Annotated in this window: 12 protein-coding genes; all 12 read left to right on the top strand. The window is 60.2% G+C overall.

Annotated features, from left to right (window positions below; all coding sequences use genetic code 11):
- Nucleotides 1-290: 290 nt before the first annotated feature.
- The 12 genes from HB633_RS22295 (at nt 291) to aspS (ending at nt 13,604) form a co-directional block, all read left to right on the top strand.
- Complete coding sequence (locus tag HB633_RS22295) at nt 291-4,382, top strand: DUF3683 domain-containing protein (protein WP_213780315.1); 4,092 nt, start codon at nt 291-293, stop codon at nt 4,380-4,382.
- 36 nt (nt 4,383-4,418) lie between these two features.
- Entirely contained in the window at nt 4,419-4,850 is a 432-nt protein-coding gene (locus HB633_RS22290) for an HIT family protein (RefSeq protein ID WP_213780314.1), read from the top strand.
- 26 nt (nt 4,851-4,876) lie between these two features.
- Entirely contained in the window at nt 4,877-5,287 is a 411-nt protein-coding gene (locus tag HB633_RS22285) for a DUF971 domain-containing protein (RefSeq protein ID WP_213780313.1), read from the top strand.
- Nucleotides 5,288-5,382: 95 nt separating this feature from the next.
- Complete coding sequence (gene ubiE, locus HB633_RS22280; protein WP_213780312.1) at nt 5,383-6,114, top strand: bifunctional demethylmenaquinone methyltransferase/2-methoxy-6-polyprenyl-1,4-benzoquinol methylase UbiE; 732 nt, start codon at nt 5,383-5,385, stop codon at nt 6,112-6,114.
- 25 nt (nt 6,115-6,139) lie between these two features.
- Nucleotides 6,140-7,159: a TIM44-like domain-containing protein gene (locus HB633_RS22275; protein ID WP_213780311.1), complete on the top strand. Its 1,020-nt coding sequence runs from the start codon at nt 6,140-6,142 to the stop codon at nt 7,157-7,159.
- A gap of 253 nt (nt 7,160-7,412) precedes the next feature.
- On the top strand, nt 7,413-8,012 hold the full coding sequence (locus tag HB633_RS22270) for an SCP2 sterol-binding domain-containing protein (RefSeq protein ID WP_255581080.1): 600 nt from the start codon (nt 7,413-7,415) through the stop codon (nt 8,010-8,012).
- 11 nt (nt 8,013-8,023) lie between these two features.
- Nucleotides 8,024-9,601 carry a ubiquinone biosynthesis regulatory protein kinase UbiB gene (ubiB, locus tag HB633_RS22265; RefSeq protein ID WP_213780309.1) on the top strand — a complete coding sequence of 526 codons (1,578 nt, stop codon included), beginning with the start codon at nt 8,024-8,026 and terminating at the stop codon, nt 9,599-9,601.
- Between the two features lie 3 nt (nt 9,602-9,604).
- Nucleotides 9,605-10,237 (top strand): methyltransferase domain-containing protein, encoded by a 633-nt coding sequence (locus HB633_RS22260; protein ID WP_213780308.1) that lies wholly within the window; start codon nt 9,605-9,607, stop codon nt 10,235-10,237.
- A gap of 238 nt (nt 10,238-10,475) precedes the next feature.
- Nucleotides 10,476-10,868 carry a zinc ribbon domain-containing protein gene (locus HB633_RS22255; protein WP_213780307.1) on the top strand — a complete coding sequence of 131 codons (393 nt, stop codon included), beginning with the start codon at nt 10,476-10,478 and terminating at the stop codon, nt 10,866-10,868.
- On the top strand, nt 10,865-11,071 hold the full coding sequence (locus tag HB633_RS22250; protein ID WP_213780306.1) for a hypothetical protein: 207 nt from the start codon (nt 10,865-10,867) through the stop codon (nt 11,069-11,071). Before HB633_RS22255 ends, HB633_RS22250 begins: the two co-directional genes overlap by 4 nt.
- Complete coding sequence (locus HB633_RS22245; RefSeq protein WP_213780305.1) at nt 11,068-11,724, top strand: DUF502 domain-containing protein; 657 nt, start codon at nt 11,068-11,070, stop codon at nt 11,722-11,724. The genes HB633_RS22250 and HB633_RS22245 overlap by 4 nt, the downstream gene beginning before the upstream one ends.
- A gap of 77 nt (nt 11,725-11,801) precedes the next feature.
- Entirely contained in the window at nt 11,802-13,604 is a 1,803-nt protein-coding gene (gene aspS, locus HB633_RS22240) for an aspartate--tRNA ligase (protein ID WP_213780304.1), read from the top strand.
- Nucleotides 13,605-13,618 lie beyond the last annotated feature (14 nt).

Genomic DNA, 13,618 nt, shown 5'->3' with positions numbered 1-13,618 from the left:
TCGGAAGATGCAACGGCGCAGCCGGATCGGCCTCTTGACGCATGTTCCCCGCGACGCTCAACCCGAGTGCAGCGCGCTGTGCCGCACGACCCGGGCGGCTCTGCAGTCACATGCGCGATCGTGGCGATGATTCCGGTACTTTCGAAGGTTTTGCATCGCTCGTGACCCCTGCCGGCGAGCACCTTCACTAAAAAAGTTTCACTCGAAAACTGCGCTTCCCCGCGCAATGCCGGCTATATCGCTGCTTTTGCATCAAACAGCGCGGGCGCCGGCCCACCGAACTGTCGAATATGAACGCACCACAAGCCTTCGATCCGAACGGCGCCGCGCATGCCGTGGCTCTCGATACCGAGCCGCGCCTGCGCGAAATTCCCTATAACTACACGTCGTTCTCCGATCGCGAAATCGTGATCCGCCTGCTCGGCGAAGAAGCCTGGGCCGCGCTCGCCCATTTGCGCAGCGAACGCCGCACGGGCCGCTCGGCGCGCATGCTCTACGAAGTGCTGGGCGACATCTGGGTGGTGCGCCGCAATCCCTATCTGCAAGACGATCTGCTCGATAACCCCAAACGCCGCGCCTTGCTGATCGAAGCGCTGAATCATCGGCTGGGCGATATCGAAAAGCGTCGCAAGGCCGATCTCTCGCAACATCAGGACGATGCCGGCCGCGACCGCGCCGCGCGCGTGGAACTGCTCATCAGCTCTGCGTGCCGCGCCGTCGAGGACTTCAAGAAGGAGTTCGAGCAGACCTACGATTTGCGCAAGAAGGCATCGAAGGTCTTCAGCAAGGTCACCGAAAAAGACAACATCAAGTTCGACGGCCTGTCGCGCGTGTCTCACGTGACGGACGCCACCGACTGGCGCGTCGAATATCCGTTTGTCGTGCTCACTCCAGATACAGAAGCCGAAATCGCCGGGCTGATCAAGGCGTGCTTCGAGCTCGGGCTGACCGTGATTCCGCGCGGAGGCGGCACGGGTTACACCGGCGGCGCAATCCCGCTGACGCCGTTCGCGGCCGTCATCAACACCGAAAAGCTGGAACAACTCGGCCCCGTCGAGATGACGGATCTGCCGGGCGTCGATGGCCGTGTCGCGACCATTTTCTCGGGCGCGGGCGTCGTGACGCGTCGGGTGACGGACGCCGCCGAACAGGCCGGTTTCGTGTTCGCCGTCGATCCGACTTCGCTGGATGCATCGTGCGTAGGCGGCAATGTCGCGATGAACGCCGGCGGGAAGAAGGCCGTCCTGTGGGGCACGGCGCTGGACAACCTCGCCTGGTGGCGCATGGTCGATCCGGAAGGCAACTGGCTCGAAATTACGCGGCTCGATCACAACCTCGGCAAGATCCACGACATTCCCGTGGCGCGATTTCGCCTCGACTGGTTCGACGGTTCGCGCGCGCCCGGCGAAAAATTGCTGCGCACGGAATCGCTCGATATTTCCGGCGCGAAGTTCCGCAAGGAAGGACTCGGCAAGGACGTGACGGACAAGTTCCTGTCGGGGCTGCCGGGCGTGCAGAAGGAAGGTTGCGACGGATTGATTACATCCGCGCGATGGATTCTGCACAAGATGCCGGCGCATACGCGCACCGTCTGCCTCGAATTCTTCGGCCAGGCGCGCGATGCGATTCCGAGCATCGTGGAGATCAAGGATTATTTGTTCGAGACGTCGAAGCAGGGCGGCGCGATTCTCGCGGGCCTCGAGCATCTCGACGAACGCTATCTGCGCGCCGTCGGTTACGCGACCAAAAGCAAGCGCAACGCGTTTCCGAAGATGGTGCTGATCGGCGATATCGTCGGGAACGATCCAGATGCCGTGGCCCAGGCCACGTCCGAAGTCGTGCGCATGGCGAACGGCAAGAGCGGCGAGGGGTTTGTCGCGGTGAACGCCGAGGCGCGCAAACGGTTCTGGCTGGATCGTTCGCGTACGGCGGCCATCGCCAAGCATACGAACGCGTTCAAGATCAACGAAGACGTCGTGATCCCGCTCAACCGCATGGGCGAGTACACGGACGGGATCGAGCGCATCAACATCGAGTTGTCGATCAAGAACAAGCTGCAACTCGTCGATGCGCTCGAAACGTTCTTCAAGGCCGGCAAGCTGCCGCTCGGCAAGAGCGACGACGCCAACGAAATTCCGAGCGCCGAATTGCTCGAAGACCGCGTGCAGCAAGCGCTCGATCTGCTCAAGCGCGTGCGTGAGCGCTGGACGTTTGTCGGCGAAAAGCTGGATATGCCGTTGCGTGAAGCACAGCATTATCTGGTTCAGCTCGGCTATGAAGGTCTCGCCGAAAAACTCGCGGATCGGGTGGATTCCCAGGAAGGCGTTCGCGTATTCGATGTCGCCCAGGACCGCACCATCCGCGTTTCCTGGAAGCAGGAAATCCGGGCGGAATTGCGCCATATCTTCAATGGCGGCGAGTTCAAGCCCATCCTGGAAGAAGCGCAAAACATCCACAAGACGGTGCTGCGCGGCCGCGTGTTCGTCGCGCTCCACATGCACGCCGGCGACGGCAACGTCCACACGAACATCCCGGTCAACTCAGACAACTACGAGATGCTGCAGGACGCGCACGTCGCGGTCGCGCGCATCATGAAGCTCGCGCGCGATCTGGACGGCGTGATTTCGGGCGAACACGGCATCGGCATTACGAAGCTGGAATTCCTGACGGAAGACGAGATCGGCGAATTCCGCGCGTATAAACAACGCGTCGATCCGAACGGCCGATTCAATGCGGGCAAGCTGCTCGCTGGCGCAGATCTGCGCAATGCCTACACGCCGAGTTTCGGGCTGATGGGTTACGAATCGCTGATCATGCAGCAGTCGGACATTGGCGCGATCGCCGATTCCATCAAGGATTGCCTGCGTTGCGGCAAGTGCAAGCCGGTTTGCGCCACGCACGTGCCGCGAGCCAACCTGCTCTACAGCCCGCGCAACAAGATTCTGGCTACGTCCTTGCTGGTCGAGGCGTTCCTGTACGAGGAGCAAACGCGTCGCGGGGTATCGATCAAGCATTGGGACGAATTCAACGACGTCGCCGATCACTGCACCGTGTGCCACAAGTGCGTGACGCCGTGCCCGGTGAAGATCGATTTCGGCGATGTCACCATGAACATGCGCAACCTCCTGCGCAAGATGGGCAAGAAGAAGTTCAACGCAGGCAACGCGGCCGGCATGTTCTTCCTGAACGCCACGAACCCGCAAACCATCAACCTCGCCCGCACGGCGATGATGGGTGTGGGCTACAAGGCGCAGCGCCTCGGCAACGACGTGCTGAAGAAGTTCACGAAGAAGCAGACGGCGAAACCACCGGCAACGGTCGGCAAGCCGGCGGTGACGCAGCAGGTCATCCACTTCATGAACAAGAAGATGCCCGGCAATTTGCCGAAGAAGACGGCGCGGGCGCTGCTGGACATCGAGGACAACAAGATCGTCCCGATCATCCGCAATCCGAAAACGACCACGTCGGATACCGAAGCCGTGTTTTATTTCCCAGGCTGTGGTTCCGAGCGTTTGTTCTCGCAAGTCGGTCTCGCGACGCAAGCCATGTTGTGGGAAGCGGGCGTGCAAACGGTTTTGCCGCCGGGCTACCTGTGCTGCGGTTATCCGCAGCGCGGTTCCGGTCAATTCGACAAAGCCGAAAAAATCGTCACCGATAACCGCGTGCTGTTCCATCGCGTGGCCAATACGCTGAATTACCTCGACATCAAGACCGTCGTGGTGTCATGCGGAACCTGCTACGACCAGCTCGCCGGATACGAATTCGAGAAGATCTTCCCGGGCTGCAGGATCATCGATATCCACGAATTCCTGCTCGAAAAGAACATCAAGCTGGAAGGCGTGAGCGGCACGCGTTACATGTATCACGACCCGTGCCACTCGCCGATCAAGACCATGGATCCGGTCAAGCTCGTGAACGACATCATGGGATCGGCCAACGACGGCTACAAGATCGAAAAGAACGATCGATGCTGCGGTGAATCCGGCACGCTCGCCGTGACGCGTCCGGACATTTCCACGCAAGTCCGATTCCGCAAGGAAGAGGAAATCCGCAAGGGCGCGGCGAAGCTGCGCGACATTCCGCTCGTCGCCGAAGCTGGTACAAACGGCATCAGTCTGGCGAACGCGTCTGCAGGAACGGCGGGCGCCGCGCCGGGTTCAGTGCTAAAAGCAGGGGACGGCGCGTTATCCACCGGAACCGACGTCAAGATTCTCACCAGCTGCCCGTCGTGCCTGCAGGGTTTGTCGCGGTACAACGAGGACGCGAATATCGAGGCGGATTACATCGTCGTGGAAATCGCCCGCAAGGTGCTCGGCGCGAGCTGGATGGAAGATTACGTCGCACGTGCCAATGATGGCGGGATCGAGCGCGTGCTGGTGTAATAGCGGACCGGGGTCAAGTTTCGCTAGAGGAAAACGATGGACTGTGTCTTTTGCCGTGAAGACGGCGGCGAAGTCTTGTGGTCGGACGACGCGCTGCGCGTCGTACTCGCCGACGAGCCCGACTGGCCGGGCTTTTGCCGCGTGATCTGGACTGCGCACGTGGCCGAGATGTCCGACCTCGGCGATGCCGACCGGGCGAAGCTGATGTTGGCGGTGAACGGCGTCGAGCGTGCGATCCGGCGTGTGATCGCGCCCGCAAAGGTAAATCTGGCGAGCCTCGGCAACCAGGTTCCGCACGTCCATTGGCACGTCATTCCCCGTCACTCCAACGATTCCCGGTTCCCGCTGCCCATCTGGGCGCCACGCCAGCGCACGGTTTCGCAGGCGCTGTTATCGAATCGGCGCGCCCAGGCCACGTTGCTGCGGGAAGCGGTGCGCAGCGAAATGGCGGCGGCTTTCGGGTCATAAGCCCAGACTTTCAATAAAGGCTCAACATGAGCGGACTCACCAAACAAACACCGATCCCGACTGGCATCGTCGTGCATTCCAAGACGCGCGCGCTCGAATTGCAATATGGCAACGATCAGACGTATCGCGTACCGTTCGAGCTTTTGCGCGTATATTCGCCGTCGGCAGAAGTCCAGGGGCACGGTCCAGGGCAGGAAACGCTGCAGACCGGCAAGCGCGACGTAACCATAATTTCGGCCGATCCCGTCGGCCATTACGCCCTGCAACTCAACTTCTCCGATGGCCACAACACCGGCATCTACTCGTGGGACATCCTGCACGACTTCGCGGTGCGTCAGGAAGAGTTGTGGGCGCAGTACCTGACCAAGCTGGAAATGGCAGGCGTTGATCGCGACACGCCAATGACGCCAAAAGCGTCCGGCGGACACCGCCACTGACAATTTATATATAGCAGCGGCGATTTGCCGCAGCGCATGGCCGAAGGCTCAGGGGAGCGCGGCCGATTACACGAATAAAAGCGAGGACAAACGCGATGAGCAAGACCCACTTCGGTTTTGAAACGGTCGACGAACAAGATAAAGCGAAGAAGGTGGCGGGCGTTTTCCACTCCGTCGCGAGCAACTACGACCTGATGAACGACCTGATGTCGGGCGGTTTGCATCGCGCGTGGAAGTTGTTCACGATCGGCCAGGCGAAGGTGCGGCCGGGCTACAAAGTCCTCGATCTGGCAGGCGGGACGGGCGATCTGGCAAAGGCGTTCGCCAGGCAGGCCGGTGAAAAAGGCGAAGTCTGGCACACGGATATCAACGAATCGATGCTGCGCGTCGGGCGAGATCGGCTTCTTGATAAAGGCGTGATCACCCCGACCCTGATCTGCGACGCAGAGCGAATCCCGTTCCCGGACAATTATTTCGATATCATTACAGTTGCCTTTGGACTTCGTAATATGACGCACAAAGATGGTGCGTTAGCCGAAATGCACCGTGTTGTGAAGCCGGGCGGAAAGGTGATGGTGCTGGAGTTCTCGAAGGTATGGGACCCGCTCAAAAAAGCTTACGATCTATACAGTTTCAAGATTTTGCCGTGGCTTGGCGACAAGATAGCGAAAGATGCAGATAGCTACCGATACCTCGCGGAATCGATCCGGATGCATCCGGACCAGGAAACTTTAAAAACAATGATGGAACGCGCGGGCTTGGAACAAGTCGAATATTACAATTTGTCAGGTGGCGTGGTAGCGTTACACGTCGGGACCAAATTTTAGTGTTCCACTTTTAAAAGGATTCGAAATGTCCGATTCGCGCTTACCCCAAACTCGGGGTTTCCTGAAGTCGTTATTCAGGAAAGCCGGGGTCGTTGCGCTGGCTGGCGTAATCATGGCCGGTGCTCTAGTTACAGAAGATGCCGAGGCGCGCCGCATGGGCGGTGGCCGCAGCATGGGCCGTCAATCGACCACGGCAACTCAACAACATCAAGCCACGCCGCCGTCGCAATCCATGCAACCGGGCCAGGCCGCGAACGCTCAGCGCGCAGCACCGGCTGCGGCTCCAGGCGCGGCGGCTGCACAACCCGCGCGTAACCGCTGGCTGGGCCCGATCGCAGGTCTCGCGGCTGGCCTGGGGATCGCGGCATTGCTGTCGCATTTCGGTCTGGGCGGCGCGTTCGCCGGCGCAATGGCCAACATGATCATGATCGCGTTGATCGTTCTGGCTGCCGTGATGATCTTCCGCTTCTTCATGAACCGCAGGAAGGGCGCAACGCCGGCTCTGGCCAGCGCGGGCGCGGGCTCGCCGTTTGGAGGTTCCGCTCGTACCAACCTGAATCAGTCGCAGGAACCGAGTTACGTGCCGCCGTCGGCGCCGGGTGGTTACGGTCCGTCGGGTGTTCAGAGCTACGCAAGCCCGGTTGACGCGGCAACGGCGCCGCAAGTCGCCGTGCCGTCCGGTTTCGATACCGACGCGTTCCTGCGCAACGCGAAGGTCTACTTCGTGCGCCTGCAGGACGCCTGGGATCGTGGCAATTCGAACGACATTCGCGAATTCACCACGCCGGAAATGTTCGCTGAGGTGAAACTGGATATTGACGCGCGTGGGACGCAGCCGAACCGCACGGACGTCGTGCAACTCAACGCCGACATTCTGGGCGTGGAAGATCGCGGCACGGAGAGCCTGGCAAGCGTGCGTTTCCACGGCCTGATCCGCGAAACGGAAGGTGCTGCTGCCGAGCCGTTCGTCGAAATCTGGAACCTGTCGAAGCAGAAGTACGGCAACGAAGGCTGGCTGCTGGCTGGTATTCAGCAGGTTAGCTGAGCAGGGAAGGCTTGATGTTCAGGCTTTGTCGGCTAGACCGGACGGCTAACGTTGCGTTTCGCGTGACCATAGCCAAACGATAACGCCAGTTGCAAAGGTAGAATAGAAACCCGCACGAGTGACCGCTTGTGCGGGTTTTTTCATCTCAGAGCCGATGACGCACGCAGACGAATTCGCCCAACCCGCAGTCCCCTCTGCCACCCAGGCCGCAGCCAGAACCGCATCGAAGGCGTTTGCGGCCGCTGTGAACCACATGCTCGCGCGCGAATCATGGGCTCGCGAGCGTCTTTCCCCGTATGCAGGCAAGACCGCGTGCTTTGTTCTCGCGCCGTTTTCGCTGTATCTGATGGTGCAGCCGGACGGGCTGATCGGTGCTATCGACGAAAACCAGGCTACGTTCGACGTGACGCTCTCCGTGCCGCCCGACGCTCTCCCCGCGTTCATGCAAGGCGGCCAGGCGGCCGTTATGAAACACGTGCGCATTGAAGGCGACGCGGAATTTGCGACGACCATCGCGAAACTGGCCGAGCATCTGCGTTGGGAGCCTGAGGAAGATCTGGCGCGCGTGATTGGCGACGGACCGGCGCACCGGATAGGTTCGACCGTGCGGCTGGCCGGTGAACAAGCGCGCCGCTCGGGGCGCAACCTGCTTGAATCGGTCGCGGAATATCTGCTCGACGAACAACCTCAACTCGTGCGCCGTAGCGCCCTCGACACGTTCAATGCTGAATTGTCGATAGCCCGGGACGCGCTCGCGCGCGTCGAAAAACGCATCGAGCGACTCGAACAAAAAGCCGAAGCCCGTGGCGCGTCAGCGCCCGGCGCCGCGCCAGCGCGCGGCACGAGCAAGTAATGGGCTGAACCATGCGTTTTCTGCGTTTCCTCAAGATCTTTTTCACCGTAGTGCGATTCGGCCTGGATGAACTGGTGCTGAGCGGCATTCAGGACCGGCGCGTTCGCATGCTGATGCGCGTGACCACGTTCGGCCGCAAGTTCGAGGTCGCGCGTGGCGTACGGCTGCGTTTGGCGCTCGAGAGCCTCGGTCCGATTTTTGTGAAGTTCGGGCAAGTGCTGTCCACGCGTCGCGATTTGCTGCCGGTCGATATCGCGAATGAACTCGCCAAGCTGCAAGACCAGGTACCGCCGTTCGATTCGGACGTGGCTATCGCGATAGTCGAAAAGTCGCTGGGTTCGTCTATCGACGTGTTGTTCGATGATTTCGAGCGCGTGCCGGTGGCGAGCGCGTCCATTGCGCAGGTGCACTTCGCGAAGATCAAGACGGGCGCGCACGCGGGCAAACCGGTTGCGGTGAAAGTGTTGCGGCCGAACATGCTGCCAGTGATCGACTCCGATCTGGCGCTGCTGCGCGATATTGCTTACTGGACCGAGCGGTTGTGGGCCGATGGCAAACGTCTGAAACCGCGAGAAGTTGTCGCCGAGTTCGACAAATATCTCCACGACGAACTCGACCTGATGCGCGAAGCTGCAAACGGCAGCCAGTTACGGCGCAATTTTGCCGGCCTCGATTTGCTGATGGTGCCGGAGATGTACTGGGACTACTCGGCGCCCGCCGTGCTCGTGATGGAGCGCATGGTCGGCGTGCCGATCAGTCAGGTGGAAGTGTTGCGGGCGGCTGGCGTCGATATCCCGAAGCTGGCGCAGGAAGGTGTCGAGATCTTCTTCACGCAAGTTTTCCGCGACGGTTTTTTTCACGCCGACATGCATCCCGGGAACATTCAGGTGAGTCTGGCGGAGGACACGTTCGGGCGGTATATCGCGCTGGACTTCGGGATCGTAGGCGCGCTTTCTGACTTCGATAAAAACTATCTCGCGCAGAACTTCCTGGCGTTCTTCAAGCGTGACTATCACCGTGTCGCCACGCTGCATCTGGAGTCGGGCTGGGTGCCGCCGACTACGCGCGTCGAGGAACTGGAAAGCGCGATTCGAGCCGTGTGCGAACCGTATTTCGATCGCGCGTTGAAAGATATCTCGCTGGGTCAGGTGCTGATGCGGCTCTTTTCGACCTCGCGCCGCTTCAACGTCGAAATTCAGCCCCAGCTTGTTTTGTTGCAAAAAACCATGCTGAACGTGGAAGGTCTGGGGCGTTCGCTCGATCCGGATCTCGACTTGTGGAAGACCGCCAAGCCGTATCTCGAACGGTGGATGAACGAGCAAGTCGGCTGGCGCGGCTGGTATGAGAGGCTCAAGCTCGAAGCCCCGCAATGGAGCAAGACCATGCCCCAGTTGCCGCGCCTGATCCATCAGGTGCTGGCAAACCAACACGACTCGTCGCGTGGCGGCAACGACGAAATGATGCGCATGATCCTGCTCGAGCAGAAACGGACCAACCGATTGCTACAGGCGTTGCTGATCTTTGGGCTAGCCGTTGGCGCGGGCGCTGTGCTCGCGGAATTTTGGCAGGCGTTCGCATACGGAGGCTAGACCATGGCCGATAAGCCCACTCCCGCTGTCCCGACGTTCGCTACGCGCGACGCCAATTCGCCCGAGTTCTGGGACGAACGTTTTGACCGGCGCTTCATGCCGTGGGATCAGGCCGGCGTGCCCGAGGCGTTTTTGGCGTTTGCGCTTGAGCATCGCGAGGCGTTGAAAAACGTGCTGATTCCCGGCTGCGGCAGCGCGTATGAAGCGCTTTGGCTGGCTCAGGAAAAATGGCAGGTCAAGGCCATCGACTTTTCTCCAAGCGCCGTAAGCGCGGCTCGGCTGCAGTTGGGCGAGCATGCAAAGCTCGTCGAGCAGGCCGATTTCTTTTCGTACGAGCCGCCTTTTGAGCCCGACTGGATCTACGAGCGCGCATTCCTTTGCGCTTTGCCGCGTGAACGATGGCCCGATTACGCCACGCGCATGGCGGCGCTCCTGCGTCCGGGCGCGTTGCTCGCCGGCTTCTATTTCCTTGGCGCGATACCCAACGGGCCACCGTTCGGTATCGAAAGGGATGCGCTCGATGCATTGCTCACACCGCATTTCGAGCTGGTCGAAGAGCACGACGTGACCGGCTCCATCAGCGTATTCGCCGGGCGCGAGCGCTGGCTGACTTGGCGACGCCGATCAAAAGTTTAAGGCGCCTGTCTTTAAAACAGCCGGTACCGCCACAAAATAAGATGCCGATATTTGATGCGCGGGAGAAATGTTCCACAGGCGTGCGCGTTACGTTTCAGCGATAGAAAACACGCATCAACCTGTTGCAACGGGTCGCAAACCTGCCAGCGCCCGGCCGAATTTAGGGGGGCGCTGATGGTTTGCGGCTATAATTCAAGGCTTTGCAAGCGCCGAAACGTTAATCCGTAGGAAGAGTGCCATGCCGATCTACGCGTACCGCTGCGAGTCATGCGGCTTTCAAAAAGACGCGCTCCAGAAAATGAGCGATGCGCCGCTCACCACCTGTCCGCAATGCGGAAAGGACACGTTCGTCAAGCAAGTCACTGCAGCAGGCTTTCAACTGAAGGGCTCGGGCTGGTACGTGACGGATTTCCGTGGCGGTAACAACGGCGCGCCCGCGGCGGCGAAGAAGGACGATGGCGCGAAGGCCGAAACGAAGAGCGAAGGCGCATCGGATTCGGGCAGTTCGGGCAAGGACGCCTCAAAAAGCGAATCGTCGACAGCGAGCGCACCGGCGTCATCGGATAGCTCTAAGAGCAGCACGTCGTCCACGCCGGCGGCATCGAAACCGGCTGCTCCGGCATCTAATTGACGCTCGCCGAAGTCTCGAAACGAAGCGCGAAGTCTGAAACGGAAACGAAGCCCGACCCGCGCGAGCAATTTCACCGCGCTCAACCGCTCGATCTGTCCGATCGCACGCACGCAGATGTCCGCCCGAAACTCAAGATGCACCTCGGGCGGCGAACCAGCCAAACCGTGAAATCCTGCGGTGCGGCCTTCCGGCTGTGTAAATGACGACCAAAAAGACTACGTTGAAATCCGTGTTCGCAACCGGCTTGCTGGTGCTGGTGCCGCTCGCCATCACCTTGTGGGTGATCGGGCTCGTGATCGGAACCATGGACCAGACGCTGCTGCTCCTGCCGGAATCGTGGCAGCCTGAGCGCGTGTTCGGTTTTCATTTGCCGGGTCTCGGCGCCGTGCTGACGCTCGCGTTCATTTTTGTCGTGGGCTTGCTCACGCAGAACTTCATCGGCCAGAAACTGGTCGAGTGGTGGAATGTGATCGTGCGTCACATTCCCGTGGTCGGACCGCTGTATACCAGCGTGAAACAAGTGTCGGACACGTTGCTTTCGAGCAGCGGCAACGCGTTCCGCAAGGCACTGCTGATCCGTTATCCTCATTCGGGTTCGTACACCATCGGTTTCCTGACGGGTGTTCCTGGCGGCGACGTAGTCAATCACCTGACCGAAGATCATGTGAGCGTCTACGTGCCGACCACGCCGAATCCCACCTCGGGCTTTTTCCTGATGGTGCCGAAAAGCGAAGTCATCGAGCTCGACATGTCCGTCGACGCTGCGTTGAAGTACATCGTGTCAATGGGAGTAGTCGCGCCGTCCATGCCGCAAGCGCAGGCCGCGCCGCGCCGTCCCGTCGACCCGCCGCTGTAATGCCGGCGTGCCGCGAACATCGTTTCCAGCGTGTTCGTGCGTGCCGTTGATCAATGAATAACGAAAGACACAACATCATGTCGATGAGATCTGAATACTGCGGTCTGGTGACCGAAGCCCTTCTGGGCCAAAGCGTTTCGCTGTGCGGCTGGGTACATCGCCGGCGCGACCACGGCGGCGTCATTTTTATCGATCTGCGCGATCGTGAGGGCCTCGTTCAAGTTGTGTGCGATCCGGATCGCGCGGACATGTTCAAGGTTGCCGAAGGCGTGCGCGGCGAGTTTTGCGTGCAGGTTAAGGGTGTTGTGCGCGCTCGTCCCGAAGGTACGGCGAACGCCGGGCTGACGAGCGGCAAGATTGAAGTGCTGTGCCACGAGTTGAATGTGCTGAACCCGTCGGTCACGCCGCCGTTCCAGCTCGACGACGACAACCTGTCCGAAACCACGCGCCTCACGCATCGCGTGCTCGACCTTCGCCGTCCGCAAATGCAGCAGAACTTGCGCTTGCGGTATCGCGTGGCAATTGAAGTGCGCAAGTATCTGGACGAGCAGGGTTTCATCGACATCGAAACGCCGATGCTGACCAAGAGCACGCCGGAAGGCGCGCGCGATTACCTGGTGCCGTCGCGTACGAACCCGGGTCAGTTCTTCGCGTTGCCGCAGTCGCCGCAATTGTTCAAGCAGTTGCTGATGGTCGCGAACTTCGATCGTTACTACCAGATCGTGAAGTGTTTCCGCGACGAAGACCTGCGCGCCGATCGTCAGCCGGAATTCACGCAGATCGACTGTGAAACGTCGTTCTTGAGCGAGCAGGAAATTCGCGATCTGTTCGAAGCGATGATCCGTCATGTGTTCAAGAAGACCATCGACGTTTCGCTCGACGAGAAATTCCCGGTCATGCTGTATTCGGAAGCCATGCGCCGCTTTGGTTCGGACAAGCCGGACCTGCGCGTGAAGCTGGAATTCACGGATCTGACCGATGCCGTTCGCGACGTCGATTTCAAGGTCTTCAGTACGCCGGCCAACTCCAAGGATGGCCGCGTGGCGGCGATCCGCGTGCCGCGTGGCGGCGAGATGACGCGTAGCGAGATCGACGGCTACACGGAATTCGTGCGGATCTACGGCGCGAAGGGCTTGGCCTGGATCAAGGTGAATGACATCGCGAAGGGCCGCGACGGCTTGCAAAGCCCGATTGTGAAGAACCTGCACGACGCATCGATCACCGCGATCATCGAGCGGACCGGCGCGCAGAACGGCGACATCATTTTCTTCGCGGCGGATCGTTCGAAAGTGGTGAACGACAGCTTGGGCGCGCTGCGCCTGAAGATCGGCCATTCGGAATTCGGCCGCGCGAACGGGCTGTTCGAATCGGGCTGGAAGCCGTTGTGGGTTATCGACTTCCCGATGTTCGAATTCGATGAAGAAGACAACCGCTACGTGGCCGCGCATCACCCGTTCACGAGCCCGAAGGACGAGCATCTGGAATATCTGGAAACCGATCCGGGCCGATGCCTCGCGAAGGCGTACGACATGGTGCTGAACGGCTGGGAAATCGGCGGCGGGTCGGTGCGGATCTATCAGGAAGAAGTGCAGAGCAAGGTGTTCCGCGCGCTGAAGATCAACGCTGAAGAAGCGCGGATCAAGTTCGGCTTCCTGCTCGACGCACTGCAGTACGGCGCGCCGCCGCATGGTGGTATTGCGTTTGGTCTGGATCGGATTGTCACCATGATGGCGGGTGCGGATTCGATCCGTGATGTGATCGCGTTCCCGAAGACGCAGCGCGCGACTGACTTGCTCACGCAAGCGCCGAGCGAAGTGGACGAACGTCAGTTGAAGGAATTGCACATTCGTTTGCGTCAGCCGGAGCCGAAGGTGCAGTAAGTTCGGCTGCAACA

It is taken from the genome of Caballeronia sp. dw_276 (assembly GCF_018449635.1).
GTDB lineage: Bacteria > Pseudomonadota > Gammaproteobacteria > Burkholderiales > Burkholderiaceae > Caballeronia.
The sequence above is the reverse complement of the archived record's forward strand: the minus strand, read 5'-3'. Positions and strand labels throughout refer to the sequence as shown.